Origin of the sequence: Rhodobacter capsulatus (assembly GCF_003254295.1) — a bacterium.
GTDB classification, from domain to species: Bacteria; Pseudomonadota; Alphaproteobacteria; order Rhodobacterales; family Rhodobacteraceae; genus Rhodobacter; species Rhodobacter capsulatus.
Window position 1 is genome coordinate 19,405 of sequence record NZ_QKZO01000008.1, and the last position, 24,204, is coordinate 43,608.

The following is a 24,204-nucleotide window of genomic DNA, read 5'->3' on the forward strand; positions in this document are numbered from 1 at the left end:
GCGGCGACCGGAACGAGGGTCGGATCGGCATCTCCCGCCGGTCCGCGGAACACCGGACCCGGTCGCCGCCGCGGGCGGAACAAAGCGCGCCTCCAACCCGAAAGTGGACCCAGATGAGCGATCCCGCGACCCTGCCGAACAAGAACCGATCCGACCGGCACCGCCTTGCGGCCCAGAGCGGCGCCGATGCGGACCGGGCCGAGGCCGCGGTTGCGGCGGCGCTGACCGTCGAGCAGGCCGAGACCGAAGCCTTCATCCAACGGATGCGCGCGATCGTCGAGAACCGCTGCCACGGCACCGAGGCAGGCCGGACGGAACATCGCCGGTCGGACAGGCCGTGCGATGACTGACGAAAGCCCCTCCCGAGTCGCGCCCCGGGCCGCGCCCCGGATCGGCGAGCACATCGTCGCGCTGCGCCGCTTCGCGCTGTCCCTGACCCGCGATTCCGACAGGGCCGATGATCTCGTGCAGGATACGATGCTGCGCGCGGTCCTGCATTTCGACCGCTTCCAGCCCGGAACCAACCTGCGCGCCTGGCTTTTCACGATCGAGCGCAACATCCATTATTCCAATCGGCACAGGGCCCTGCGCGAGACGGCCGTGATGCGTCAGCTGAGCGCAACAGGCGCGGTGGCGCTGCCCGCGCATGACGGGGTGCTGGCGCTGGAAGAAGTTCTGGACGCCTTTCGGCAGCTTTCGGCGCCGCACCGGCGCGTGCTTTTGCTGGTCGGCGCCTTGGGCTATACGCATCGCGAAACCGCCGAGACCATCCGCATGTCCCCCGAGGCGGTGCGCGCCCGCATCACCCGCGCCCGCGGGCTTCTGCGCAAGCGGCTGGGCCTTGCCGGAAGCGAGACCCCGATGCCGCATCCGGATTTCCATGCTCTTGCGGTGCGCCCCGAGCGGGCCCCGTGCTGAAAGGCGCGCCACCGCATCGATGCGCTCGAAGCGCGTCATCGGGGCCGGGCATCTTGTCCTTTCGGCCGGGGGCTCAGGGCTTCTTCTTCTCGCCCAGACCGGGTTGCGCGCCCTTGGCGAACAGATCGGCCGGTTTTGCCGCCGCCGGTTTCTTCGGCTGCTTCGGTTTCTTCGCTTCGCGGTTCGAGTGGCTCTTGCCCTTGGGCATCGGATCTCTCCTTGATGGCCCTTTCGGACCGGGTGGAGCCGGGGCGGTTGCCCGGGCCCGTGATGATGCGGTCAGCTCATTGCAGCGGCTCGGTGCGGACCTGAAAGCTGGTCAGCTGGTGCAGGCCGAAGCTGTGGACCATCGCCACATCGGCCGCGTCGCGCCCGCGCGCCACCAGCACCCGGCCGATGCGCGGGACATTGTTGCGCGGGTCGAAGAGCCGCCAGTCGCCGTCGAGCCAGACCTCGATCCAGGCGGCGAAATCGCCGGGCGCATCGGGGGTCGCGGTGCCGATCTCGGACAGGTAGCCGGTGCAGTAGCGCGCCGGGATGTTCATGCAGCGGCACAGCGTGATCGCCAGATGCGCAAAGTCGCGGCACACGCCCACGCCCTCGGCATGGGCCTGGGCCGCGGTGCGGGTGGCGCGGGCCTGCAGGTAGTCGAAGCGGATCTGCGCCTGGACGTAATCGCAGATCTCCTGCACCAGCGCCTGCCCGCCGGGCCTTGTGCCGAAACGCGCCCAGGCGATCGGCGCCAGCAGATCGGTGTCGCAATAGCGCGAGCCGAGAAGATAGCCCAGAACCGCCTCGGGCAGGTCCTCGACCGGGGTGCCCGGGCAATCCGGATGTGTCGGATCGGGCAGGCCGGAGTTGCGGATCACGGCTGCGACCTCGATGCCGAAGCGCCCGGCGGGGGCGACGAAGCGGGTGCAGGAATTGCCGAAATCGTCATGAAACGCCTGCAGCGGCACCGGCGGATCGGTGCGCAGCTGGTCCGGGCTTTCCAGATCGGCCAGACGGCTTTGATGGATCCGGAGCCGCGCGATCATCGGCGTCGGCTGGGGCAGCTCGAACTGGAACTGGCACCCCAGCGCCAGTCGCAGCACGGGGGCGCAATCGGGTCTTTCATCGCGGACAAGCTGGTTCATCTGTGACGCTCCTCGAGCAATTCGATCTGGATCTGCGGCCTCTCGACCAGCCGCTGTCATTGATGCGTCAGCTGATGGTCGATCTTTTCGTGCAATTGCCGGATTTCAAGTTCGGCCTTCGGGTTCACCCGGTCGTCGTTCCTGCCGCGCAGCCGGTCCCTGGTTTCCTGTCGCCGCTGGCGCATCATGATGACCTGCGCCTGCAGCGCCGCAGGACAAGAGCAGATAGAGCAGGATGAACGGATAGGGCTCGAAAGGCGGGCGGTGCAGCAGCGCGCTGACGTTCAGGCCTATCCAAAGCACGAGCAGCCCCGGAAAGATAGAGATGAACGGCCAGCTGCCGCCGAAACGTGCCGCCGAAACGTGCCCCCGAAACGCGCCACCGCATCGGCCATCCGCTCGCCAAGGGTCAGCCGGGGGCCTTGGCCGCGATCAGCGCCCGGCACCGGGCAGGCGATCTTCCGGCGCAGGCTGCGTTTTGTCACGCACGGTCAGCGTCTTGCAGGGATTTGCCAAGCCCGTCGCGCGCTGTCGCGAAAGCCTCGCGCAGGGCGACCTCGGCCGCGGGGTCAAGGTTGGTGCGCAGGATGTCGCCCCCCTTCGCGCCGAGCCGCGTCACCATCCGCTCTGACGCCGGGGCCTTCAGCAGCAGAAACAGCGCCGCATGTCCCGGTTTCAGCATCGCCGACACCTTGCGCATGAAGGCATCATCGATCCCGTAATCGCTCAGCGCCCCCGAGACGGCCCCGGCCGCGGCGCCGATGAACAGCCCGATCAGCGGATTGAAGAACAGGATGCCCGCCAAAAGCCCCCAGAACGCCCCGCCGGTCGCCCCCACCGCCCAGAGATCGACCATCTGCGCCAGCCGGATGCCGCCCGCGTCATCCACGGTGGCGACCACGGCATCGGTCACGTCGGCAAGGTATTCCCTGGCCATGCCAAGGACTTCGGCGCGGGCGGCCTCGGCCGCCGCGGGAGTTTCATAGCCGATGACGATGAGTTCGGGCATGACCCTCTCCTTTGATGAACGGGCCGCAAGACCGCCCCGGGGCGATGACACGGCAGGCGAAAAAGATCTCGGCACAGAACCGGGCCCCGGCGGCGTCCCCGATCAAGGGCGAATGGACATCGCCCTTGATCGTTCTGGCGCCCTTCCCGGACGGACCCCGGTTCTGGCCGGGTGACTCTGGCATGGCCGGTGGCAAGGCATACTGATCCATGTTGGTCCGCGGGGCCGCAATCGGGCGGCGTGCCCCGCGGCACGGGGCGCGGCGCGCTAACCCCGATCAGCTTCCCCTGCCCGGGGCTGGGCTATCGTGTGGCGGTGCATGGGATCGCAGGAGACGAACGCGCCCCGCAGCCCTTGAGGGGCGCCTGCTGCCCGCTTCCCGCCTGCGCGCCCGTGCCGATGCCGGAAGTCCCGGACGTGAAAGGAAATCTCATGGTGAAACCGGAGTGGATCGTGCCAGCTGCGGTCGGTGCCCTTGCCGGAGCGCTGCGGACGGCGGCGGGCGGGGGGGGCTGGGCGGGCCGGGAACTCCGCTCCGGCGTGCGGCGCGCGGTCGAGGCCGAGCCGGTGCGGGCCCTTGTTCCGATCTGCGTCGATCAGGCGAGGACCGACCCGGAGCGGCAGGCCAGGCTGCAGGTCAGGCTGGCCGCCCTGCGTCCGAAGACGCCCCTCGCACAGTTCGAAATCATGTTCGAGACCGGCTCGCTGCCGGGCGCGCTGGCGGAAGCGGGCGGCCGCGCCGTGACGAAAGGCTGCCTTGCCGCGCTTCGGAACCGGGGGGTGTGATGACAGGCGAATTGCCCCCTGACAATCTTGATCGTCCCGCGACCGTAAAGCCGCCGCAGCCTTGCGGAGCGGATCCGGTGCCTTGCGCGGCGTCGCGCAAGGTGATCCTGCTCGATGACCGGCGCGACCCGGAAGACCGCTTTGCCGTGCTTGTGCGACGTGCGATCTGCGGCCGGTCGCACGCCGGGCGAGGCGCCGCCGGGCCGCGCGATGGCGTCGATGCGCTGCTTCTTCTGGGACCGGCGAAGACCTGGCCCGAGGCGGCCGAGCGGCTGCGCTATCTGGTCGAGCAATTCGCCCAGACCTTTCCGGGTCAGCAGGCACGGCAGCAAAAGCTGATCCGCCGCGCCCTGCGCGACATATCCTACCTGCTTGCCAGGCCGCACGACAGCTGAACACGCCGAAGCGGGCCCCGGTCACGAGATCCCGCTTCGCCGTCCAACCCGTGATGCCGCCGTCCATCGTCCATCGTCCTGCGCCTTGCCAGGGTCGCCTTTGTCGCGTGAGCGGGATTTCACCGGGTCAAGCCCCCCGGCTTCCCGGGCCGGCGCGTGAAGAACCTGCCGTCTCGGCGCGGGATCGGACATCATCGGGGTGTTCCTTGCAACGGGTGGGGGGCGGCCGCATCCGGGGTGCCGCATGGCCCGGCGCCAGGACGCAGTCACCCGACAGCTGCCAGTCGACGAGCGTCGCGACCCAAAGACCGATACTGCGATCGGCGTGCCTGTGACGGACATCGGTGTGAAACGGGATCCAGCGGCCGCGGATGCGGTCGTACTCCGCATAGCTGCCGAACCAGCCCGCGGCAGCGTCCCGGCGTTGCGGAAAACTCCGGGGATCGGGCAGGAAGACGCTTGCCACGCGGCCATCGGCGTCCAGCGTGAAGGTCGCCTCGACCGTCTCGACGCCAAGCCCCGTGGCGACGCGCAGATGGCTCTCGTCGATCTCTTCCCAGCGCAGGGCGCGGTTGTGCAGCATCGCATCGGGCGCAAGCGGCAATTCGGTCAGATAGCGCAGCCTCTGGCTGCGGGGCAGCGCCTGCGGGCGGGGGGCGAAGGGAAGGGGCAGGCGACCGAAGGCGCGGACGGAGAATTGACCCGGTTGGCCGGTATCAAGACTGTCGTGCATCACGACGGCATGGGCGGGGCCAAGCCGCGCCCGCCAGGAATAGGCGCAGGCGGTGACGGACAGGGTTTCCTCGGCGGTGAAGGCAAGCCAGGCATCGTTCGGCAGCCCCAGGTTGATGCGGCCGCAGTGGCGCAGATGCACCGGCCCGCCCGTCCGGTCCGGGTCCGCCCCAAGGCGCAGCGCAAGGGCGGTGACGGCGGCAAGACCGGTCATGGCGTGGAAAGATCCGCAGGCCCGCCTTCCGAGATCATGTCCTGCCGGGCCCGTTCCGTGCCGGCGCGGCCGCCGTCGGGCGTCGCCCGGGCTGCGCCGCCATGCGCCTGCAAGGCATGGAAACGCAAGCGCTTGCGGCCGATGTTGTGCAGCGCGAAGCCCATGCCCGCCGGGATCAGGATCGCGTCCTTTGCCCTGACGCGAAAGCTGGTGGCGCCGATCGTCATCCGCCCCTTGCCGGTGACGATGCGCAGGAACTGATCGCGCGCAGAGCCGTCGCCGACGCCAAGGCTGTCCTTGCGGCGCAGCGAAAACAGCATCAGATCCATCTGCGTCGCGCCGAACAGGACGCGGCGGAAGGCGTCGTTGTCCTTTGTGAGGCGGTCAATCGGTCCGACAAATCCGTGCATGGCCTTCTCCCTGTTGCCTCTCCAGACTACCAGCGCGCCCCCGATGCCGGGCTGATCGAGATCAGCGCCCGCATGCGACGGCGGCGGCATCGACGCGCAAGGCCGATCTCGATCAGTCTGACGCTTGGCCCGACGGGCTAGGCTGACGGGAATCGGCAGGCTCCCGCCTTGTCCGGGAAAGGACATCCCATGGCGTCCAGACCGAGATTTGCCAGCACCGTCGAAAAGATGCGCGCGATCCGCGCGACCTGCGCGGCCGCCCCGGCGGGCCTGGCGAAGACCACGGCCGAGCGGCATATCCAGGCCGCCGAAGCGGCGCAGCGCCGGGGCTGGGAGGGCGAGTGCAACCGGCGGCTCGATTCCGCCGCCCATGCGCTTGCACGGGCGGCTCAATGCAGCAGCGGCCCCTCGTGGTCGAGATAGCCGGTGTCGAAACGCGCCAGCGCCCGCAGCCGGTCGAAATCGTCAAACAGCACGCGGCCCTTCTGAAAGGTGATCAGCCCCTGTTCGCGCAGATGCCGCAGCACGCGGTTGACATGCACCGCGCTCAGCCCCAGCGCATCGGCCAGATGATATTGCGTCAGCGGGCAATCGAAACCGGAGCGGTCGCCCACCCCCACCAGCATCAGCCGTGCCCCGAGTTCAAGAAGGAAATGCGCCGTGCGCTCCTCGGCGTTGCGTCGCCCCAGATCAATCAGATGCTCGACCACCATCGCCTCGTCGCGCGAGGCGGCCCAAAGCACCGCGGCCGCCAGCCGCGGCGCTTCGGCAAAAGCGTCCAGAATGTCGGTGGCGAGGACCTCGGAGGCCTCGATCTGCGTCACCGCCTCGATCGAATGGTCGGAGGTGCGGAAAAGGATGCTGCGCAGGCCCAGAAAATCGCCCGGCACCTGAAAATCGACAACCTGCCGGTCGCCGTCGGGCAGCATCTTGAACGAACAGGCCCAGCCCTTGGCCAGAATGAAGGCCGAGGCGTTCATCTGCCCTTCGTGGATCATCTCATGGCCGCATTGAAAGACCCGTCGCCGTCGATGGAACCGTTCGAGCGTGGCAAGATCGCGATCGGAAAGCGCGACGAAGACCGAAAGCTTGCGGGTGAGCGGGCTTTGAAGGATCGACATCTCGGGGTCCTTCCTGACGGATCGGCAGCGGTGCATCTGTCGGGACTCATATCAGGAATAGAGCTTTGCCGCGCTGCTCTGGATCAGTCTTGCGACGCGAAATGAGCCTAGAGTCCTTCCGTGCCGACCAGGTTCTGGCCGTGTGTCTCCCCAATGAAAGTGAAGCCCACCATGTCAGACCAGGATGAAATTGCCGGAACTGCCGCGCTGACGATCTGCGAATCCCTGCTTTTGGCCCTCAACGATCACAAGATCCTGCCGGAAGCCGAGGTCGTCGGGATCTTGCGGGATGCCGCGGCGGCGCATGAAGTGCCGCCCGACGATGGCAAGGCAAAGATGCATGCCGAGGTGGCGAAGTTGATCAACAGCATTCTGGCGGGCGGCAATTCGGTGCGCCGACGCTGATCCGGGAACGGCGGCATGTCAGGTTGCGGCTTTGCGGCGAACCGCATCCTGTCCGCCCTTGTCGCCGGGCCCGCTGCGTCCTTCGCGGATCCGTGTCAGGGACTGCCGTTCCCGGCTGGCCCGCGCGGCGGTGATTTTCTGCCGCCGGTTGATCTCTCCGGCCAGGCACCCGGCTTCGGGCGCGGTTGCCCGCCCCGCGTCTGGCGGAACGCCGTCATCCCGGTGCGGATCACCTTGCGCATCCTGCGGCGGCCGGGCTTGACCGGTGTCGCCCGCGTTTTCGGCGCCGCCAGCCGTCTCCGCCCCGCCTCAGCCCAGCAGCGCGGCCTGCACCAGACGGCGGGTGTAGTCCTGCTTCGGCGCGCCGATCACCTCGGCGCAGGGGCCCGCTTCGACCAGCTCGCCCGATTTCAGCACCATGATCCGGTCCGAAAGCGCGCGCACGACGGCCAGATCGTGGCTGATGAAGAGATAGCTTAGCCCGTGTTCCGCCTGCAGCCGCCGCAGCAGATCGACGATCTGCTTTTGCACCTGACGGTCGAGCGCCGATGTGGGCTCATCCAGAACGATGATGCTGGGCTTGAGCACCAGCGCCCGGGCAATCGCGATGCGCTGGCGCTGCCCGCCGGAAAATTCATGCGGATAGCGGTTGCGAAGCGCCGGATCGAACTGACATTCGGTCAGCGCCTCGGCCGCGGCCCGGTCGCGCTCGGCGGCACTCATCGCGGGGTGATGCACCAAAAGCCCCTCGGCCACGATCTGCCCCGCGGTCATCCGCGGCGAGAGGCTGCCGAACGGGTCCTGCATCACCACCTGCATGTCGCGGCGCAAGGGCAGAAGGGCGCGCGGCGCAAGATCCTCGATCGCGCGGCCATGCAGCCGGATCGTGCCGGTCGCGGGCAAAAGCCGCAAGATCGCGCGGGCAAGCGTGCTTTTGCCCGAGCCGGATTCACCGACGATGCCGATGGTCTCGCCGCGCCGCAGGGTCAGCGACAGCCCGTTCACCGCGCGAAACCCGGGCTCGGCAGGCTGAAACAGCCGCCGCCGACGCCCGAAGGTCACGGCGGCGTCGCGCACCTCCAGCACCACCGGGGCATCGAGCGCGACGGGGGGCTTGCGCCCCTCGGGTTCGGCGTCGATCAGCGCGCGGGTATAGGCGTTTTGCGGCGTGGCAAAGACCGTTTCGACCGGGCCTTCCTCGACCTTTTCGCCGCGGCGCATCACCACCACCCGGTCGGCGATGCGGCGCACCACATGCAGATCATGGGTGATGAAGAGGATCGCCATCCCCAGCCGCTCCTGCAGATCGCGCAGAAGCGTCAGGATCTCGGCCTGGATCGTGACATCAAGCGCCGTCGTCGGCTCGTCGGCGATCAAAAGCTCGGGGTTGTTCGAAATCGCCATCGCGATCATCACCCTTTGCCGCTGCCCGCCCGAGAGTTCGTGCGGATAGGCCGCCATCCGCCGCTCGGGTTCGGGGATCTGCACCAGCTGCAACAGCTCGATCGCGCGGGCATGGGCGGCCTTGCGCGACAGGCCCTGATGGTGGCAGAGCGGCTCGATCAGCTGCGCGCCGATGGGGAAAAGCGGGTCCAGCGAGGTCATCGGTTCCTGAAAGATCATCGCGATGCGCTCGCCGCGGATGCGGTTCAGCGCCCGGCGCGGCAGGCCGATCAGGTTCATGCCGTGGAATTCGGCGATGCCGGTGATGCGGCCGTTTTGCGCCAGAAGCCCCATCACCCCCATCATGATCTGGCTTTTGCCCGAGCCGGATTCGCCGACCACGGCGACGGTTTCGCCCCGCCTGATCGAAAAGGAGACGCCCCTGACCGCCTCGACCGCGCCATCAAGCGTGGCAAAGCGCACATGGATGTCGCGCAGCTCCAGAATGGGTGTGGTCATCTCAGCGGTCCCTTGGGTCGAGGGCGTCGCGCAGCCCGTCGCCAATGAAGTTCAGCGCGAACAGGGTGGAAATCAGAAACAGCGCCGGAAAGGCCAGAAGCCAGTTCGCATGGGGGATGTTCTTGGCGCCCTGCGAGATTAGAACGCCCCAGGAGGACATCGGCTCCTGCACGCCAAGGCCCAGATAGGACAGGAAGCTTTCCATGATGATGACGGTCGGCACCAGCAGCGTCATGTAGATGATGACGGGGCCCAGCAGGTTCGGCAGGATGTGACGGCGCAGGATGCCCGCCCGGCTGACGCCCAAAGCCTCGGCTGCCTGCACGAATTCAAGCCGTTTCAAGGCCAGCGTCTGGCCGCGCACGATCCGCGCCATGTCGAGCCACATCACCGCGCCGACGGCGAGGAAGGTCAGCAGGAAATTGCGCCCGAAGAAGACGACCAGCATGATCACGAAGAAGATGAAGGGCAGCGAATAAAGGATGTCGACGACACGCATCATCGCCTCGTCCACCTTGCCGCCGATGAAGCCCGAGGTGGCGCCGTAAAGCACCCCGATCACCACCGCGACAAGCCCGGCCATCAGCCCGATCGCCAGCGACACCCGCCCCGCAACCAGCGTGCGGGCGAGCAGGTCGCGGCCATTCGCATCGGTGCCGAAGAGGAACCATTTCCGTTCCACCCTGGCGGTGAGGGTGGCGGTCGTCACCTCTGCGCCGGGGGTGATCGTGGCGCCGTCGAACAGGTCCGAGCGGTCGAAATAGCGCGCGGCGCGGTCATCGACGCCGCGCGGGGCCGTCAGCGTCGCGGTGATTTCGCCGCCCGTCTCGTGCCAGTCGCGGATCTCGACCCGGGCGCGTTTGGCCACCTGATCCAGCGCCGGGCCGATCATCTCGGGCGTCGGATAGGCGGACAGCCGCGGCGGCACCTTGGTGTAGCTTTGATGGATCGTGGTGTAGTCGTTCGGCACGACAAAAGGCCCGATGCCGCAGCAAAGCGCCATCAAGAGCAGGTAAAGCGCCGAGAGGCTGGCGGCGCGGTTCGCCCGCAGCCGCGCCCAGGCGTCGGACCAGAGCGAGCGGCCGGGGGCCAGGGGGGCAGTCTCAGTCATGGCGCACCCGCGGATCGACGATGGCGTAAAGCAGATCGACGATCAGGTTGAAAAGAATGGTGAAAGCGGCCAGCACGACGACCGTGCCCATGACGACGGTGTAATCGCGCGCCAGCGCCGCCTCGACGAAATAGCGCCCGATGCCGGGAATGCCGAAGATGGTCTCGACGATCACCGATCCGGTCAGAAGCGAGGCCGCCGCTGGTCCGGCATAAGAGATCACCGGCATCACCGCCGAGCGCAGCGCATGACGGCACACCACCGAAACCTCCGAAAGCCCCATGGCGCGGCAGGTGCGGATGTGATGGGCGCGCAGCGCCTCGATCATCGCGCCGCGCATCAGCCGCGCGACGACGGCCAGTTGCGGCAGCATCAGCGTCAGCACCGGGCCGATCTTGTTCACCAACGCGCCGCCGCCCCAGCCCGCGACCGGCACAAGGCTGAGTGAAAGCGCGAAGGTCAGCTGGTAAAGCGGCGCGATGACGAAGGTCGGGATGGTGCTGCCCGCCGTGGCGGTGGCGACGACAAGATAATCCAGCCCGCGGTTCTGATTGAGCGCCGCGATGATGCCCAGAACCGAGCCGATCGTCAGCGCCAGCAAAAGCGCCAGCGTGCCGATCTGGATCGAGATCGGCAAAGCGGTCGCGAACATCTCGGTCACGGTGAAATCGGGCCGGGTGTAGCTTGGTCCCAGATCGCCGTGCAGCAGATTGGACAGGTAGTGCAGATACTGGCTCCAGAGCGGCTGATCGAGCTGATAGACGCGGTTGAGGTTCTCGATCACCGCGGGGTTGAGCCCCTTTTCCTGATTGAACGGGCCGCCGGGGGCGACGCGCATCAGGAAAAAGGAGATCGTGACGATCAGAAAGAGCGTCGGGATCGCTGTCAGCAGACGTCGCAGGATGAAACGTGTCATGGTCCCGGCCTTGTGCAGGAAAGCCCGGCCAGGCGGAAGCCCGGCCGGGACGGGGGATCATTCGGTCGGCGACAGGAAGCGGCTCGGATGCACGTCAAGACTGTTGGCCTGCCAGCCCGCCAGCTTGTCCGAGACCAGGCCGCGGTAGCTGTAGAACATCAAGGGCATCACGCAGTGATCCTCGATCACGCCCTTGGTTTCGGCTTTCGCCAGCAGCTCCATGCGTTTCGCCGCATCGGGCTCGACCGCGGCGGCCTGCAGCATCGCGTCATATTCGGCGTTGGAGTAAAGCGAATAGTTGTTCCCCGCGCCGGTCGTGCACAGCGACAGGAAGTTCTCCGGGTCCTTGTAATCGGCAAACCACGCCGCCCGGGCGGCGTCGAAATCGCCCTTTTGCTCCAGATGCGCGTAATGGGCGGCGATATCAAGGTTGACCATCGTCACCGCGATCCCCATCGGTTTGAGCAGTTCCTGCAGCGCCACCGCGGTATTGGCGTTGTTTTCATTGGTGTTGAAGCGGATTTCCATCTTCAGCGGGTTGGCCTCGGTGTAGCCATGCTTTTCAAGGATGGCGCGGGCCTGATCCTCGCGGTCGATCTGGCTCAGCCCGGCCCAGTCGGGGGCCGCGACCGTGTAGCCCGCGATGCCCGGCGGCACCAGCGTATAGGCGGGGATCATCGTGTTTTGCCAGACTTCCTCGGCCAGATAATCGCGGTCGATCGCCATCGAGACCGCCTTGCGGATCTCCAGCTCCGACCACGGCGCCTTGTCGAGCTTGAAGCCGTAGTAATAGGTGGCGAGCGTCGGGCCGATCTTCACCCTCTCGCCCAGCGTCTCTTTCAGCGCCGCGGTCTGCTCGGCCGGGAAATCAAGCATCATGTCCAGCTCGCCCGCCTCGAAGCGGCGCACGGCGGCGGTGGCATCCTCGGTCGGGTAGAAATTCACCCGGTCAAAGGCGACATGTTCGGCGTCGTAGAACTTCGGGTTCTTCACCAGCGAGATGTGATCGTTCGGCACGAAACTGTCGAGCTTGTAAGCGCCGTTCGACACCAGATTGCCGGGCTTGGTGAAATCGGCGCCGTATTTTTCGACATCGGCGCGTTGCAGCGGATAGGTCGCCTGATGCGTCAGCATTTCGAGGAAATAAGGCGTCGGCGCCTTCAGCGTGACTTCGAGCGTCGTCGCATCGACCGCCCGCACGCCCAGATCCGTCGCCGGTTTCTCGCCCTTGGTGATCGCCTCGGCGTTCAGCACCGGCGCCAGCATATAGGCATATTCCGCCGCGGTGGCGGGCGAGACGACCCGCTGCCAGGACCAGACGAAATCCGCGGCGGTGACGGGCGTGCCATCCGACCAGAGCGCACCGGGACGCAGCTTGAAGATCCAGACCTTGCCATCTTCCGACACGCTCCAGCTTTCCGCCGCGCCGGGGATCAGATTGGCCGCGCCGTCATGCATGGTCAGCCCCATGAAGAGATCGCGCATCAGGTTCGCCTCGGGGATGGTCGAATTCTTGTGCGGATCAAGCGTTTCGGGGTCACCATTGTTGCCGCGGTCAAGCACGGTTTCAGCCAGCGCGCCGCCCGCCATCAGGGCGATCAGCGAGGCGGCGGTGAGCAGGGTCTTGAAGCGAAGGGTCATGGGTGGCGTTCCTCTGTGGACTTATGGGAGGGCAGGGAGGACCCGTCTTGGCGCGGGTCTTGATCGGCAAGGGCGGTGGCGGCGCGCACCATCGCATCGGCGATGCCGGGTTCGGTGCCGGAATGCCCGGCATCGGGAACAAGGGTCAGGGTGGCTTCTGGCCAGGCCTCGGCAAGGGCGAGCGCGGTGGCGGCGGGGGTGACCAGATCGTAGCGGCCCTGAATGATGTGGCAGGGCAGGGCGCGCAACGGGCGCGACGCGCGGACCTGATCCAGCAGCCAGCCATCGGTCGGAAAGAAGCAACCATGCGCGAAATAATGGCATTCGATCCGGGCAAAGGCCTCGGTCTCGCGCGGGTCTTCGGGGGCGGAGGGGCGCGGGATCAGCCGCAGCGCGGCTTCTTCCCACGCCGCCCAGGCCTGCGCCGCGGCAAGGCGCGCGGGACCTGCGGGGCCGGTCAGGCGGCGGTGATAGGCGGCGATCATCGCATCCTGTTCCGCGGCCGGGATCGCGGCGCGATAGGCGGCAAAGGCCTCGGGCAGGATCATCCCGGCGCCGTGCTGGTAAAACCAGTCCAGTTCCACCCGCCGCCCGGTGAAGATGCCGCGCAGGATCATCCCGGTGATCCGCCCGGGATGGGCCACGCCATAGGCCAGCGCCAGCGTCGAGCCCCAGGAGCCGCCGACGATCTGCCAGCGCTCGATGCCCAGATGGCACCGCAGCGCCTCGATATCGGCGACCAGATCGGCGGTGGTGTTTTCGGTCAACTCGCCCGGCGGCGTCGATTGCCCCGCGCCGCGCTGATCGGCCAGAAGGATGCGATAGCGCGCCGGATCGTGGCTGCGGCGCAAAAACGGCGCGATGCCCGCCCCCGGCCCGCCATGCAGGATCAGGACTGGCTGGCCTGCGGGATTGCCGCAGTCCTCGTAATGGATCTCGTGCAGCGCGGAGACGCGCAGCCGCCCGGTCTTGCGCGGGGGGATCTCGGGGAAAAGCGGCCGCAGGGATGGGGTCATGCGCTCTGCCCGTTCAGGGCGTCGAACAGGAACCGGCCGATGCGCGGGAAGGCGTCGGGCACCTCGTTTGCCAGCCGCTCGCCCTGCGTCATCAGAACGAAGATCAGCGGCTTTTGCCCCGGCGCGGCCAGCCGGATCATGTCATGCTTGAACCACGAGGCCTTCGGATCGCCGGTCCACAGATTATGCCCGGCCTTCGACCAGATCCGCACGCCCTCAGGCATCTGCCCGCCAAGGTATTCCGAGAGCTGATAGTTCGGATTTGCGGCGTCGGGCCCCTGCGGATCGCGCGCCAGAAGCGCCTGCGCCCGGGCCTGCGCGCCGGGGGAAAGCGGCAGGCTGCCGTCAAAGATCGCCGCCATCAGCCGCGCCGTGGAGAGCGGTGTGAGCTGGTTCAGATAACCGCCCCGCTGCGCGGCAAATTGCGCCTCGCGGCCATAGCGGGTGTCATCCATCAGCTTTTGCGTCAGGTTGCAGCCCGCCATCTCGGGCCAGTGCAAAGGGTCGAACCAGCGGTTCAGCCCCTCGCGCGCGGCCATCCAGTCGGCCAGCGCGTTGCCGTCCAGAAGCGTGTCGCCCGTGGTCCCGGTCAGAAGGTCGATCAGGTAATTCGTCGCCGTGTTCGAGGACCACAGGATCATGTCGCCCATCGCCCGGTCGAGTTCGGGATGGGGGGCAAGCCGCCCCGCGTCCAGCGCGGCGAGCGCATGCACCAGATGAAAGCTTTTCACCAGCGAACAGGGGTAGCAGTGCCAGTCACCACGCAGGGCGTAACCGCTCGGGCGGCCGGTGCCCTCCTCGCGCAGGGCGACGACGGCGTGATTGTCCGCCCGCAGCCCGTCGGCCGCAAACCGCGCGGGCAGCTCTGCCACCACCCGGGCCGCGCGGCGCGACCAGTCGTTGTCGGGATCAAAGAACACCGAATCCGCTCCTGTCCTGGTTCTGTCACGATCAGGCTAGAGCCTGACGCACAATCGGGATAATGAGAAATAATCGAGGTAGTATCGGAAAACTGATAATGGATCTGGCGGAAATCGAGCTTTTCGGCACGCTGATGCGGGTCGGCACCACGATCGAGACGGCCCGCGTGCTGGGCTTGTCGCAGCCCGCGATCAGCGACCGGCTGAAGCGGCTGGAAAGCCGTCTGGGCTTCTTGCTGTTTCAGCGCCGGGGCAACCGGCTTGAACCCTCGGCCGAGGCGCTGGAGCTTTATGCCCAGACCGGCGCCGTCTTTGCGGCGCAAAAGGACATCCGCGCGCGGATCGAGGCGATCCGCGGCGATCAGAGCCGCCCCGTCACGATCTCGGCCACGCCCGCGGTGGTCGAGGGCTATCTGGCGCCGCGGCTGGCGCGGGCGGGCTATCGCGGCTGGGCGCGGTCGTTGCGGCTTTGGGTTGGCGAGCCCGAAGACGACGTCGGCCGCGGGCGTGCCGATATCGGCATGCAGCTGGCGGTGCCGCCCCGCCCCGATCTGGCCGAGGAAACGCTGTGCGACGTGGCTTTGGTCGCGGTGATGCTGCCCGATCATCCGCTGGCGGCGCGCGCCTCGCTGGTCGTCGGGGATTTCCGCGATCAGCCGCTCGTCGGTTTCGATCCGGACTGGTCGCCGATGGGCGCGGTGATCCGTAGGGTGTTCCGGGCCGAGGGGCTGGCCTATCAGCTGGCCTGTCAGGTGCCCTACAGCTCGACCGTCTGTCACATGATCACCGCTTGCGGCGGCATCGGCATCATCGACGCGATGACCGCCGAAAGCCTGCTGACGACGGGGCTGGTCACCCGCCCGATCGACCATGTGCCGACCCTGCCGCTGCGGGCCTTTTATCGTCGCGACACGCCGTTGCGGGCCCGCGCGCAGCAGCTTTTGCGGGCGCTGGCAGAGGTCTGAGCCGACCTTGCCGCCGGTCTTGTCGCGCCGCCGCCGCCTGCGCGTTGCCCGGTCAGTCCAGCTCTGCCAGCGCCGCGATGAAATGCGAAAACAGCTCGCCCTGCGAGCTGATGCGCAGCTTGCTGTAGATGTTGCGCTTGTGAATCCGCACCGTGCCCGGCGAGATCGCAAGCGCCTGGCTCGTCGCCTCGGCGGAATAGCCCTTGAGCGCGAATTCGACGATTTCACGCTCGCGCGGGGTGAGCAGGTTGCGCCCGACGTTGCGAAAGGCGCGCTCGATCAGCTCGGCCAGCTGCGGCCCGGGCGAGGGGGCGGTCTCGGCGGAAAACCGGCTTGCAAGCCCCTCCCAGTTGCGCCGCGCGGCCGCCGCGACGAACGGAAAAACCTCTTGCAAGGCCTTGAATTCCCGCACGGAAAAGGCCCGGCTTTCGCGCATGGCCGAAATCACCACGCTGACCCCGCCGCCTGCATCGAGCATGAAGCCGATCTCCTCGGCCAGCTCGGTCCGGACGTAGTAATTGCGGAAATATTCGCCCTGATAGAAGCGGTCGGGCGCCAGATCGCGCAGCCGCACCAGCCGCGGCACCAGCGGCGCCATCGACTGCAGATAGAACGGATCGAGCAGATAGGGCCCGGCCTGATAATCCGCCACCATCACCTGCCGCTTCCAGTCCGGAAAGTCGTCATGGAGCGCGATGGGGCGGAAATCCCGGTAATAGGCAAAGGTGACGCTATGTTCGAACGGGGTCACGCTGCGCAGCGCCGCCACCAGCGCGGGGGCAAACTCGGCGCTGCCCAGCAGCTCGACCACACGGGCGCTGCAGGCGATCCATTCCCGCTCCATTCGGTCTTCCCTCTGCCGGTATGCTTTTTGTGATATATACAACGCCTGCAGTGTTGCTTAGGATTTTTCTCAAATCAAGGGATAGCCCGCCAAAGGGTTGACCGACAGGGAAAGACGATCACATGACAGATGCGACGGGGCACCACACCGTCAGCGCCGGCGAGGCCATTGCGGAATTCGTCAATACGAGCAAGCGCTTCGGCGCGGTTCTGGCGGCTGACAGCTTGAACCTCCGGATCCGGAAGGGGGAGTTTCTCTCCTTCCTCGGCCCCTCGGGCTGCGGCAAGACGACGGCGCTGCGGATGCTGGCGGGCTTCGAGACGCCGACCGAGGGCACGATCCTGATCGACGGGCGGGAACTGGCCAGCGAGCCCGCCTATCGGCGCCCGGTCAATATGGTGTTTCAGCATTACGCGCTGTTTCCCCACATGACGGTGGCCGAGAATGTCGCCTACGGGCTGCGCCAGCGCCGCCCGAAACTGCCCGGGGCCGAGATTGCCCTGCGGGTGGCGAAGGCACTGGACACGGTGCGGCTGGGCGATTTCGGGCCGCGGCGGATCTGGCAGATGTCGGGCGGCCAGCAGCAGCGCGTGGCGCTCGCCCGGGCCATCGTCAACGAGCCGAAGATCCTTTTGCTCGACGAGCCGATGGCGGCGCTTGATGCGAAGCTGCGCGCCGAGATGCAGATGGAATTGCTTGGCCTGCAGCGCAGCCTTGGCATCACCTTCATTCTGGTCACCCATGACCAGCAGGAGGCGCTCTCGATGTCGGACCGGATCTGCATCATGGGCAAGGGCCGGATCATGCAGATCGGCACCCCGCGCGAGCTTTATGACCTGCCCGCCAACCGCTACGTCGCCGATTTCGTCGGCCGCGCCAACATCCTGCCCGCCCGCGTCCGCGCGACGACCGGGGCGCGTGCCGAGGTCGCACTGGCAGACGGGCTGAGCGTCGAGGTCACCGCGCCCTTCGCCGTTCCCCCGGGCGCGGCGGTCGAGGTGGCGATCCGCCCCGAGGCGCTGCGGCTGGCGCTGGCGCCAGAGCCGGGCGTGCCCGCGATCGCCGCGACGGTCACGCATATGACCTTTTTTGGCGAACATATCGAATATCTGCTGGCGCATCCGGTGCTCGGGGCGTTGCAGGTCATGCTGCCCAGACAGGCCGAAAGAGCACTGCCGGGCGCAGGCGTGGGCGCGATGCTCCACGTTCTCTGGGATCCGGGCGCGGGCCTGATCCTGGGCCAGGACTGACCTCTCCAACAAGGGATCCGACACATGAAGAAGGACGAGACGCCGATCACCCGGCAGAAATTCATCGAGGAATTGCACCGTTACCGCAAGGGATCGGTCACCCGCCGTCACTTTCTGGGCGTGACCGGGCTGGGCACGGCGATGGCGGTTCTGGGCGGCGCGCTGCCGATGCTGCGCCCCGGCCCGGCGCTGGCCGGCGACATCGGCGACCGCGTCATCCTGGCCACCTGGCCGAACTATCATGACGTGGCGAATTTCGACCTTTTCCGCGATCAGACCGGCGCCGCGGTGCAGGTCAATGTCTTCGGCTCGAACGAGGAGATGCTGGCCAAGCTGCAGGCGGGCGGCTCGGGCTGGGATCTGTTCGTGCCGACGAATTACACCCTCACCACCTATGTCGAGGCCGACCTGATCGAACCGCTCGATCTGTCGAAACTGCCCAATTACGACGCGGCCGCCTTCGAGGCGCGGTTTGCCGAGGCGGGGACCGTCGGCGGCAAGCTTTATGCCGTGCCGAAGAACTGGGGCACGACCGGCATGGCCTGGGATTCGGGCAAGGCGAAGGCGCCCTTCACCAGCTGGAAAGAGTTCTTCGATGTCACCCGAACTGATTTTTCGGGGCGCACGATCGTGCATGACTATCAGCTGACGACGATCGGCAGTGCTTTGAAATATTTCGGCTATTCCTTCAATTCGGTCGATCCGGCCGAACTGGCCGAGGCCGAGAAGCTGCTGATCGAGGTGAAACCGCATCTGTTCGCGATCACCTCGGATTATCAGCCGCCGATGCGCAATGGCGATGCCTGGCTGACGATGTGCTGGACCGGCGAGGGCAAGCAGCTGAACCGCGACCTGCCCGAAATCCGGTTCGCGCTGGGCAAGGAGGGCGGCGAGATCTGGTCGGATTACTATGCGATCCCGAAGAACGCGCCGCATCGCGACGCCGCCTATGCGCTTTTGAATTTCCTGATCGATCCGCAGGTGAACACGCGCGAGGCGCTGGCGCATGGCTTCCCGGTGGCGGATGCCCGGGTCAATGCGCAGCTGCCCGCCGAGTTGCTGAACGATCCGATCCTGCATCCGGCGGCCGAACTTCTCAACGCGCTCGAATTCGGCGCGGCGGCGACGCTGACCGACCCGAACCGCGCCGAGCTGATGGCGCGCTTCAAATCGGCCTGAGGGGGAGAAGATGGCGATCTCGCAACGAATGGCGCGCGCGATCCTGCTGGCCCCGGCGGGGCTTTGGTATGCGGTGCTGCTGGTGCTGCCGCTGATCGTCGTTCTGGTCTATTCCTTTGGCGAAAGGGGGGCTGCGGGCGGCTACGCCCCGGCCTTCACCCTGGCGCAATATGCCAATCTTGGCGCGCGCTGGACGGCGTTTCAGAACACGCTGCTCCTTGCGCCTGCGGGCACGCTGGCGGCACTGCTGATCGCCTATCCGCTGGCCTATTTCCTGGCCTTGCGGGTCTCGGCGCGCTGGCGCACGACGCTTCTGGTGCTGGTGATCGTGCCGTTCTGGACCTCGATCCTGATCCGCAGCTATGCGTGGATCTTTCTTCTGGGCGGGCGCGGCATTCCGCAGCTTCTGTCCGATCTGGGGCTGGGCGATCTGCGGCTGATCAACACGCCTTTCGCGGTTCTGCTCGGCATCGTCTATGGCTATCTGCCGCTGATGGTGTTTCCGATCTATGTCAGCCTGGAAAAGCTTGACAAGCGGCTGCTGGAGGCGGCCGGGGATCTGGGGGCGCCGCCCTGGCGCAGTTTCCTGCAGATCACCCTGCCTTTGTCGCTGCCCGGGGTGGCGACCGGCTCGATGCTCGTCTTCATCCTGTTGATGGGGGAATATCTGATCCCGCAGATGCTGGGTGGCGGCAAGGTCTTCTTCGTCGGCAATGCGCTCGTCGATCTTTTCCTGCAATCGCGCAACTGGGCCTTCGGCTCGGCGCTGGCGGTGACGCTGGTGGCGATCATGCTGGTCACGGTGACGCTTTACATGCGGTTTCTCAAACGCATCGGCGCGGCGCGCGACGATGTCGGTCTGATGTGAGGGCGCCATGAGACTTTACGCTTTCGCCGTCTATGCCTTCCTCTATCTGCCGATCGGCATCATCGCGCTGTTCAGCTTTTCCGCCGGTCGCAACGCCAGCCAGATGCAGGGATTTTCGACCCAGTGGTATGGCCGGGCGCTGTCGAACCCTTTCGTGCTCGATGCGCTGCAGACCTCGGCGCTGATCGCCTTCGCCTCGGCGGTGCTCGCCAGTCTCTTCGGCACGCTGGCCGCGCTGGCGCTGAGCGGGATGAAGGGGCGCCTGCGCACGCTTTTTGATGCGCTGATCTATATCGCGGTGATGATCCCGGGCATCGTCATCGGCATCGCCACGCTGATCGCACTTGTCACCGTTTTCGACGCGGTCAACCCCTGGCTGGAGGGCGCGACCGGCTGGCGGCTCTCGATGGGGGCGGGCTCGCTGATCGCGGCGCATGGGCTTTTCACCATGTCGCTGGTCATCATCCTGGTCCGGGCGCGGATCGAGGGGATGGACCGCGCGCTTCTGGAAGCCTCCGCCGATCTGGGGGCAGGGCCCCTGGCCACCTTCCGGCAGGTGACGCTGCCGCTTCTGGCCCCGGCGATCCTGGCGGGCTTCCTGCTCAGCTTCACCTTCAGTTTCGATGATTTCATCATCGCCTTTTTCGTCGCGGGGTCGGAAACGACGCTGCCGATCTACATCTTCTCGTCGATCCGGCGCGGCGTGACGCCCGAAATCAACGCCATCGGCACGATGGTGATGGCGGTGTCGCTGCTGATGCTGGTGATCGCGCAGATCACCCTGCGCCGCGCCGAGAAGCCCAACCCTCAATAGGAGACAGGAAATGACCGGATGCTTGGACGGGCGGGTCGCGCTGGTGACCGCCGCAGGGTCGGGAATTGGCCGCGCGGGCGCCATCGCGATGGCCGCCGAGGGGGCGCGGCTGGTCGTCACCGATCTCGACGCCAGCCTGGCCGCCGCCACCGCCGCGGAAATCCGCGCAGCGAGCGGTTTTGCGGAAAGCGCCGCGCTCGATGCGCGCGACGATGCGGCGATCGCGGCGGTGGTGGCGGGGGTGCTGGCCCGGCACGGGCGGCTTGACGTGCTGCATTCGCATGCCGGGATCCAGATCCCCGGCAAGCTCGAAGAGGTCAGCGCGGCGCAGATGGATCTGGCCTGGGCGCTGAACGTGCGGGCGCATTTCGTGCTGGCGCAGGCGGTGGTGGCGCCGATGCGGGCGCAAGGCGGGGGATCGGTGATCGTCACCGCCTCGAATTCCGGCTGCCAATATGATCGCGGCATGATTTCCTATGCCACGACGAAACACGCGGCGGTGGCGATGGTGCGGCAGATGGCGGCGGATTATGCCCGCGAAAACATCCGTTTCAACGCGCTTTGCCCGGGTTTTGTCGACACGCCCTTCAATGCCGGGTTCGAGACCCAGATGGGCGGGCGCGCGGCGCTTGAAGCCTATGTGGCCGAAACGATCCCGATGGGGCGCTGGGCCAGCACCGCCGAGATCGCCGCGGGCATCGTCTATCTTGCCTCGGATCGCTCTTCCTTCGTCACCGGGCTGGCGCTGGTGATCGACGGCGGCGAGATCTTGTGAGGCGCGGGCCGCGCGCCGCCCGCCCTCAGGCCTGCGCTTCGCGGCTCGCCCAGCCGAAGCCTGCCGCGCCGTAGCCGTTGCCGCAATAAAGCATCACCTGTCGGCCATCCGCCAGCCGCAGGACGGTGGGGTAGCATTGCATCTGCCCGTCCCAGTCGCCGGGCGCGGGCGGGTTGCAAAAGCCGTGCCGGTCGTCCGCGCGCTGCCACTGCGTGCCATCCTCGGATCGGGCATGGCACAGCCGATAAAGCCGCAGGCTCGGGTCCTCCGGCGCATAGGGGCCGCGGGCGCTGAACCACATCTCCAGCCCGTCCGGCCCTTCCAGAACGGTCGGCCGCGCCAGCCCCGCCTCGCCCGGGCCGCGCGCGATCGCCGGGGCCGGATCCACCGTCCAGGCGATCCCGTCCGCCGAGCGCGCCGAGCGGATGCAATAGCGCGCGTCCGGGTTCGGCCGCACCTCGGGACGCCATTCGGTGAAGGCGGTGAACCACATCCGCCAGTCGCCCCCCGCCAGCCGCCGCAGGCAGGGCATCGAGACCGGATAGCCGCCGTTCTCGGCCGGGCCGAGCAGCGGGCGCGGCGGCGTGAAGGTGGTGCCGCCATCGCGGCTGGTCATCACCTCGATCCCGGCATCGTAAAGGCGCCCGCGCAGCGTGACCGAGGAGGTGGCCAGCAGCAGCACCTCGCCGTCCCAAAACGCATCGCAGGGGCCGATCCCCGCCAGCCCGGCCTCGGCGATCGCCTGCAGCGCCACGGGTTCGATCCGCGGCGGCCGCACGATCTTCATGCCCTGCGCCGGGTCGCAGTCCATCACCTGCAGGACCGAGACATTCGCGGCATTGCGGCAGGCGGCGGCGATGCGCAAAAGCCCGTCCGGCAGCTGCCAGGCCGTCGGACATTGCAACAGCCGGACCCCGTCAAGATCCGCGGGGGCGAGAATGCGGCCCTGACGCCGCCAGAGCGAAGACATCTGCCGCGCCATCATGACGCCCGAAAGTCGGCAAGGCGGCGCACGATGCCCGCGCCGCGCAGCGCGTCCAGCTGCGCCTCCGCGGGAAACTGGCGGTGATATTCCTGCAAGATCGCCGCCTCGCTTTCGGTGTCGCCGGGCTGCGCAAGGCCCGCCCAGCGCGACCATTGCCAGCCCTTCGGCGCCTGCGGGTGGCGGCGCAAAAGCGCCTCGGTCTCGGCGGTGAACCGCGCCTTGCGCAGAAAACGGCCCGGCGTGGTGAACCAGAAATGCACCAGCAGCAGCCCATCGGCCACGGGCGCCGCAAGCCGCTTGCCCGCGCCATCCAGCGTGCCGTGCCCGCCCGTCAGATAGGCCGCAACCTGATCGGCGCGGGCGATCACCTTCGGGCCGACCGCGGTCAGGATCAGCGGCAGGCTGTCATCGGTGGCATATTGCGTCCCCGAGGTCTCGACCGGCTGCGCCACGATCTCGAAGGCGGCAAGGGCGGCTTGCGTCTGCGGGATCGGCGGCACCGGCTGCCCGGCGGCGAAGATCACGTTGCGCCGCGCGATCCGGAACGAGGCCTCGGGCCCCAGCGCCGCAAGGCAGGCCCCAAGATCGCCCGCCGGATACAGGAATTCATCCGCATCCATCCGGATCACCCAATCCGGGGCAAAGTGCTCGCGGGCGGCCTGCAGCGTCCAGCGCCCGACCTCGGCGGTGTGCACGCCGCGGGCATCGATCAGCGCGTCCCTTTCGAACTTGCGGATCACGAAGCGGTTGTCGTCGCGGTAGCGTTGCAAGATCTCGGAGGTGCCGTCGACCGAGGCCATGTCCGCGATCACGAACCCGTCCACGCCCAGCGCCAGATGATAGGCGATGTGCTGTTCGATCAGCTCGACTTCGTTGCCGACCTGGATATTGGCCACGACGGTCATGCAAAGTCCTTCCCCGGGGGCACCATGTCAAGCGCATAGCCCTCGGCCTGATAAAGCGGCCGCAGCCCGAAGGCATCCAGGCAGAAGGCGAAGGCCTCCTGCTGCCAGGGGGCCCAGTCGGCAAACAGCGCGGCCGGGTCGGTCGGACGGGGCCGGGCGTTGTGCACATTGCGTCCGGGATCGGCGAAGACCTGATCCAGATAGGCCTCGGGGCAGTCGATGGCGCCCTCGCCGAGCCGCACCAGCAGATCGCGAAAGACGGCCGGATCGCGGGTGACATCCTCTTGCCGGATTGATCCGGCATAGCTTGTCAGTCCCCGGTCCAGCAGCCGGTCGCGGGCGGCAAAATCCGCGGCAAGCCCCTTGAGCGTGGCGCAGGCGCCGAAAAAGGCCAGAACCTCGGGGTCGCCGGGATAGATCCGGTGCCGCGCCGCGATCCGCTCGAAGCTGTCCAGCCCGGTCTCGACGATGCGCCGGGTGATCCACTGCAATTCGTTCAGATCAAGCCGGAAGGTCAGCTCGAACTGGCCCGCCCCCGAATTGACCAGATTGACCGGGTGCCGGATCAGGTTGACGATCCGCAGCCGTCGGTCCGGCGGGGCCAGATCCGGCCCGATCTCTGGCAGATCGCGCAGCCGGAACGTGTGGACCGACCCGATCAGCCGGGCGTCGGACTGCGCCTCCAGCGGGCGGTAAAGATCGGCGGGCCGGGTGGTGCCGCGCGCGCCATAGCCCGCGCGGAACTGCGCGATCATCGCGAAGATGCGGGCAAAATCCTGCCGCGCCAGCAGGTCCGAGACGTCGTAGGGTTCGGTCTGATCCGCGGGCAGGGCAGCGCTGGAATGCAGGCAGGCGATCTGCGGATGACGGTTCAGGTTATGGGCGAGCCAGTGGCTTGCGCTCCAGCCGTGGCTGGTCACGATGAACCAGGCGGGCGCGGGTCGTCCGGGGGCCTGCGTGCTGGCCGTGTCCTTCGGGGTCATCGCA

Annotated in this window: 28 protein-coding genes and 1 pseudogene; 12 read left to right on the forward strand and 17 right to left on the reverse strand. The window is 67.2% G+C overall.

Annotated elements, in window-relative coordinates; genetic code table 11:
• The first annotated feature begins 113 nt into the window (after window positions 1-113).
• A complete protein-coding gene (locus LY44_RS12380) occupies window positions 114-350 on the forward strand; it encodes a hypothetical protein (protein WP_055212766.1) in 237 nt (78 codons plus the stop codon).
• The gene (locus LY44_RS12385) at window positions 343-918 is read left to right on the forward strand and encodes a sigma-70 family RNA polymerase sigma factor (protein ID WP_055212767.1); all 576 of its coding nucleotides are present in this window, start codon (window positions 343-345) and stop codon (window positions 916-918) included. The genes LY44_RS12380 and LY44_RS12385 overlap by 8 nt, the downstream gene beginning before the upstream one ends.
• A gap of 73 nt (window positions 919-991) precedes the next feature.
• Here the strand turns inward: LY44_RS12385 and LY44_RS18450 are convergent, their stop codons facing one another.
• The 4 genes and pseudogenes from LY44_RS18450 to LY44_RS12400 all read right to left on the reverse strand — a co-directional run bounded on the left by LY44_RS18450 (window position 992) and on the right by LY44_RS12400 (window position 3,063).
• The gene (locus LY44_RS18450; RefSeq protein WP_262985642.1) at window positions 992-1,126 is read right to left on the reverse strand and encodes a hypothetical protein; all 135 of its coding nucleotides are present in this window, start codon (window positions 1,124-1,126) and stop codon (window positions 992-994) included.
• A 76-nt stretch (window positions 1,127-1,202) separates the two neighbouring features.
• Complete coding sequence (locus LY44_RS12390) at window positions 1,203-2,009, reverse strand: transglutaminase-like domain-containing protein (protein WP_055212887.1); 807 nt, start codon at window positions 2,007-2,009, stop codon at window positions 1,203-1,205.
• A gap of 101 nt (window positions 2,010-2,110) precedes the next feature.
• Window positions 2,111-2,357, reverse strand: a pseudogene (locus LY44_RS18565) (DUF1003 domain-containing protein).
• Window positions 2,358-2,535: 178 nt separating this feature from the next.
• The gene (locus LY44_RS12400) at window positions 2,536-3,063 is read right to left on the reverse strand and encodes a DUF1269 domain-containing protein (RefSeq protein ID WP_055212768.1); all 528 of its coding nucleotides are present in this window, start codon (window positions 3,061-3,063) and stop codon (window positions 2,536-2,538) included.
• A gap of 432 nt (window positions 3,064-3,495) precedes the next feature.
• Here LY44_RS12400 and LY44_RS12405 point away from each other — a divergent pair, with 432 nt between their 5' ends.
• A complete protein-coding gene (locus LY44_RS12405; protein ID WP_055212770.1) occupies window positions 3,496-3,849 on the forward strand; it encodes a hypothetical protein in 354 nt (117 codons plus the stop codon).
• Window positions 3,850-3,926: 77 nt separating this feature from the next.
• The gene (locus LY44_RS12410; RefSeq protein WP_055212771.1) at window positions 3,927-4,244 is read left to right on the forward strand and encodes a hypothetical protein; all 318 of its coding nucleotides are present in this window, start codon (window positions 3,927-3,929) and stop codon (window positions 4,242-4,244) included.
• Window positions 4,245-4,371: 127 nt separating this feature from the next.
• Here the strand turns inward: LY44_RS12410 and LY44_RS12415 are convergent, their stop codons facing one another.
• Together LY44_RS12415 and LY44_RS12420 are read right to left on the reverse strand one after the other, a co-directional pair.
• Window positions 4,372-5,190, reverse strand: a complete 819-nt coding sequence (locus LY44_RS12415; protein WP_055212772.1) for a DUF6544 family protein — start codon at window positions 5,188-5,190, stop codon at window positions 4,372-4,374.
• Window positions 5,187-5,600, reverse strand: coding sequence for a cupin domain-containing protein (locus LY44_RS12420; RefSeq protein WP_074552604.1), 414 nt, complete (start codon window positions 5,598-5,600; stop codon window positions 5,187-5,189). The genes LY44_RS12415 and LY44_RS12420 overlap by 4 nt, the downstream gene beginning before the upstream one ends.
• A 189-nt stretch (window positions 5,601-5,789) precedes the next feature.
• On the opposite strand from LY44_RS12420, the gene LY44_RS12425 reads away from it, so the two are divergent.
• Complete coding sequence (locus LY44_RS12425; RefSeq protein WP_074552605.1) at window positions 5,790-6,023, forward strand: hypothetical protein; 234 nt, start codon at window positions 5,790-5,792, stop codon at window positions 6,021-6,023.
• On the opposite strand, the gene LY44_RS12430 is transcribed toward LY44_RS12425, so the two are convergent.
• A complete protein-coding gene (locus LY44_RS12430; protein WP_055212775.1) occupies window positions 5,990-6,721 on the reverse strand; it encodes a Crp/Fnr family transcriptional regulator in 732 nt (243 codons plus the stop codon). The two genes, LY44_RS12425 and LY44_RS12430, sit on opposite strands and share 34 nt — an antisense overlap.
• A gap of 171 nt (window positions 6,722-6,892) precedes the next feature.
• Between LY44_RS12430 and LY44_RS12435 the strand changes: the two genes are divergently transcribed.
• Complete coding sequence (locus tag LY44_RS12435; protein WP_055212888.1) at window positions 6,893-7,126, forward strand: hypothetical protein; 234 nt, start codon at window positions 6,893-6,895, stop codon at window positions 7,124-7,126.
• A gap of 309 nt (window positions 7,127-7,435) precedes the next feature.
• On the opposite strand, the gene LY44_RS12440 is transcribed toward LY44_RS12435, so the two are convergent.
• The 6 genes from LY44_RS12440 to LY44_RS12465 are packed head-to-tail and all read right to left on the reverse strand — an operon-like array spanning window position 7,436 to window position 14,632.
• The gene (locus LY44_RS12440) at window positions 7,436-9,028 is read right to left on the reverse strand and encodes an ABC transporter ATP-binding protein (protein WP_055212889.1); all 1,593 of its coding nucleotides are present in this window, start codon (window positions 9,026-9,028) and stop codon (window positions 7,436-7,438) included.
• Window position 9,029: 1 nt separating this feature from the next.
• Complete coding sequence (locus LY44_RS12445; protein WP_055212776.1) at window positions 9,030-10,139, reverse strand: ABC transporter permease subunit; 1,110 nt, start codon at window positions 10,137-10,139, stop codon at window positions 9,030-9,032.
• Entirely contained in the window at window positions 10,132-11,055 is a 924-nt protein-coding gene (locus LY44_RS12450; protein WP_055212777.1) for an ABC transporter permease subunit, read from the reverse strand. Before LY44_RS12450 ends, LY44_RS12445 begins: the two co-directional genes overlap by 8 nt.
• A 57-nt stretch (window positions 11,056-11,112) precedes the next feature.
• Window positions 11,113-12,696 (reverse strand): peptide ABC transporter substrate-binding protein, encoded by a 1,584-nt coding sequence (locus LY44_RS12455; RefSeq protein ID WP_055212778.1) that lies wholly within the window; start codon window positions 12,694-12,696, stop codon window positions 11,113-11,115.
• Window positions 12,693-13,712 (reverse strand): prolyl aminopeptidase, encoded by a 1,020-nt coding sequence (gene pip, locus LY44_RS12460; RefSeq protein ID WP_055212779.1) that lies wholly within the window; start codon window positions 13,710-13,712, stop codon window positions 12,693-12,695. Before pip ends, LY44_RS12455 begins: the two co-directional genes overlap by 4 nt.
• The gene (locus LY44_RS12465) at window positions 13,709-14,632 is read right to left on the reverse strand and encodes a serine hydrolase (RefSeq protein WP_055212780.1); all 924 of its coding nucleotides are present in this window, start codon (window positions 14,630-14,632) and stop codon (window positions 13,709-13,711) included. The genes pip and LY44_RS12465 overlap by 4 nt, the downstream gene beginning before the upstream one ends.
• Before the next feature lie 98 nt (window positions 14,633-14,730).
• On the opposite strand from LY44_RS12465, the gene LY44_RS12470 reads away from it, so the two are divergent.
• On the forward strand, window positions 14,731-15,597 hold the full coding sequence (locus tag LY44_RS12470) for a LysR family transcriptional regulator (protein WP_055212781.1): 867 nt from the start codon (window positions 14,731-14,733) through the stop codon (window positions 15,595-15,597).
• A gap of 52 nt (window positions 15,598-15,649) precedes the next feature.
• Here LY44_RS12470 and LY44_RS12475 read toward each other — a convergent pair whose 3' ends face one another.
• Window positions 15,650-16,441: a helix-turn-helix transcriptional regulator gene (locus LY44_RS12475; RefSeq protein WP_055212782.1), complete on the reverse strand. Its 792-nt coding sequence runs from the start codon at window positions 16,439-16,441 to the stop codon at window positions 15,650-15,652.
• A 122-nt stretch (window positions 16,442-16,563) separates the two neighbouring features.
• On the opposite strand from LY44_RS12475, the gene LY44_RS12480 reads away from it, so the two are divergent.
• The 5 genes from LY44_RS12480 to LY44_RS12500 are packed head-to-tail and all read left to right on the forward strand — an operon-like array spanning window position 16,564 to window position 21,327.
• Window positions 16,564-17,691, forward strand: a complete 1,128-nt coding sequence (locus LY44_RS12480) for an ABC transporter ATP-binding protein (protein ID WP_055212783.1) — start codon at window positions 16,564-16,566, stop codon at window positions 17,689-17,691.
• A gap of 24 nt (window positions 17,692-17,715) precedes the next feature.
• Entirely contained in the window at window positions 17,716-18,870 is a 1,155-nt protein-coding gene (locus LY44_RS12485) for an ABC transporter substrate-binding protein (protein ID WP_055212784.1), read from the forward strand.
• 10 nt (window positions 18,871-18,880) lie between these two features.
• A complete protein-coding gene (locus LY44_RS12490; RefSeq protein ID WP_055212785.1) occupies window positions 18,881-19,738 on the forward strand; it encodes an ABC transporter permease in 858 nt (285 codons plus the stop codon).
• 7 nt (window positions 19,739-19,745) lie between these two features.
• Window positions 19,746-20,552 (forward strand): ABC transporter permease, encoded by an 807-nt coding sequence (locus LY44_RS12495; RefSeq protein WP_055212786.1) that lies wholly within the window; start codon window positions 19,746-19,748, stop codon window positions 20,550-20,552.
• Between the two features lie 10 nt (window positions 20,553-20,562).
• Complete coding sequence (locus LY44_RS12500; protein WP_055212787.1) at window positions 20,563-21,327, forward strand: SDR family NAD(P)-dependent oxidoreductase; 765 nt, start codon at window positions 20,563-20,565, stop codon at window positions 21,325-21,327.
• Window positions 21,328-21,352: 25 nt separating this feature from the next.
• Here LY44_RS12500 and LY44_RS12505 read toward each other — a convergent pair whose 3' ends face one another.
• The 3 genes from LY44_RS12505 to LY44_RS12515 are packed head-to-tail and all read right to left on the reverse strand — an operon-like array spanning window position 21,353 to window position 24,200.
• Entirely contained in the window at window positions 21,353-22,297 is a 945-nt protein-coding gene (locus LY44_RS12505; RefSeq protein WP_055212890.1) for a glycoside hydrolase family protein, read from the reverse strand.
• An 11-nt stretch (window positions 22,298-22,308) separates the two neighbouring features.
• The gene (locus LY44_RS12510) at window positions 22,309-23,217 is read right to left on the reverse strand and encodes a glycosyltransferase family 2 protein (RefSeq protein ID WP_055212788.1); all 909 of its coding nucleotides are present in this window, start codon (window positions 23,215-23,217) and stop codon (window positions 22,309-22,311) included.
• Window positions 23,214-24,200: a hypothetical protein gene (locus tag LY44_RS12515; protein ID WP_055212789.1), complete on the reverse strand. Its 987-nt coding sequence runs from the start codon at window positions 24,198-24,200 to the stop codon at window positions 23,214-23,216. Before LY44_RS12515 ends, LY44_RS12510 begins: the two co-directional genes overlap by 4 nt.
• Window positions 24,201-24,204: the final 4 nt, after the last annotated feature.

Coding starts and splice junctions, on each gene's coding strand:
- LY44_RS12380 (WP_055212766.1), top strand. CDS start 114: ATGAGCGATCCCGCGACCCTGCCGAACAAGAACCGATCCGACCGGCAC.
- LY44_RS12385 (WP_055212767.1), top strand. CDS start 343: ATGACTGACGAAAGCCCCTCCCGAGTCGCGCCCCGGGCCGCGCCCCGG.
- LY44_RS18450 (WP_262985642.1), bottom strand. CDS start 1,126: ATGCCCAAGGGCAAGAGCCACTCGAACCGCGAAGCGAAGAAACCGAAG.
- LY44_RS12400 (WP_055212768.1), bottom strand. CDS start 3,063: ATGCCCGAACTCATCGTCATCGGCTATGAAACTCCCGCGGCGGCCGAG.
- LY44_RS12405 (WP_055212770.1), top strand. CDS start 3,496: ATGGTGAAACCGGAGTGGATCGTGCCAGCTGCGGTCGGTGCCCTTGCC.
- LY44_RS12415 (WP_055212772.1), bottom strand. CDS start 5,190: ATGACCGGTCTTGCCGCCGTCACCGCCCTTGCGCTGCGCCTTGGGGCG.
- LY44_RS12420 (WP_074552604.1), bottom strand. CDS start 5,600: ATGCACGGATTTGTCGGACCGATTGACCGCCTCACAAAGGACAACGAC.
- LY44_RS12425 (WP_074552605.1), top strand. CDS start 5,790: ATGGCGTCCAGACCGAGATTTGCCAGCACCGTCGAAAAGATGCGCGCG.
- LY44_RS12430 (WP_055212775.1), bottom strand. CDS start 6,721: ATGTCGATCCTTCAAAGCCCGCTCACCCGCAAGCTTTCGGTCTTCGTC.
- LY44_RS12435 (WP_055212888.1), top strand. CDS start 6,893: ATGTCAGACCAGGATGAAATTGCCGGAACTGCCGCGCTGACGATCTGC.
- LY44_RS12440 (WP_055212889.1), bottom strand. CDS start 9,028: ATGACCACACCCATTCTGGAGCTGCGCGACATCCATGTGCGCTTTGCC.
- LY44_RS12445 (WP_055212776.1), bottom strand. CDS start 10,139: ATGACTGAGACTGCCCCCCTGGCCCCCGGCCGCTCGCTCTGGTCCGAC.
- LY44_RS12450 (WP_055212777.1), bottom strand. CDS start 11,055: ATGACACGTTTCATCCTGCGACGTCTGCTGACAGCGATCCCGACGCTC.
- LY44_RS12455 (WP_055212778.1), bottom strand. CDS start 12,696: ATGACCCTTCGCTTCAAGACCCTGCTCACCGCCGCCTCGCTGATCGCC.
- pip (WP_055212779.1), bottom strand. CDS start 13,712: ATGACCCCATCCCTGCGGCCGCTTTTCCCCGAGATCCCCCCGCGCAAG.
- LY44_RS12470 (WP_055212781.1), top strand. CDS start 14,731: ATGGATCTGGCGGAAATCGAGCTTTTCGGCACGCTGATGCGGGTCGGC.
- LY44_RS12475 (WP_055212782.1), bottom strand. CDS start 16,441: ATGGAGCGGGAATGGATCGCCTGCAGCGCCCGTGTGGTCGAGCTGCTG.
- LY44_RS12480 (WP_055212783.1), top strand. CDS start 16,564: ATGACAGATGCGACGGGGCACCACACCGTCAGCGCCGGCGAGGCCATT.
- LY44_RS12485 (WP_055212784.1), top strand. CDS start 17,716: ATGAAGAAGGACGAGACGCCGATCACCCGGCAGAAATTCATCGAGGAA.
- LY44_RS12490 (WP_055212785.1), top strand. CDS start 18,881: ATGGCGATCTCGCAACGAATGGCGCGCGCGATCCTGCTGGCCCCGGCG.
- LY44_RS12495 (WP_055212786.1), top strand. CDS start 19,746: ATGAGACTTTACGCTTTCGCCGTCTATGCCTTCCTCTATCTGCCGATC.
- LY44_RS12500 (WP_055212787.1), top strand. CDS start 20,563: ATGACCGGATGCTTGGACGGGCGGGTCGCGCTGGTGACCGCCGCAGGG.
- LY44_RS12505 (WP_055212890.1), bottom strand. CDS start 22,297: ATGTCTTCGCTCTGGCGGCGTCAGGGCCGCATTCTCGCCCCCGCGGAT.
- LY44_RS12510 (WP_055212788.1), bottom strand. CDS start 23,217: ATGACCGTCGTGGCCAATATCCAGGTCGGCAACGAAGTCGAGCTGATC.
- LY44_RS12515 (WP_055212789.1), bottom strand. CDS start 24,200: ATGACCCCGAAGGACACGGCCAGCACGCAGGCCCCCGGACGACCCGCG.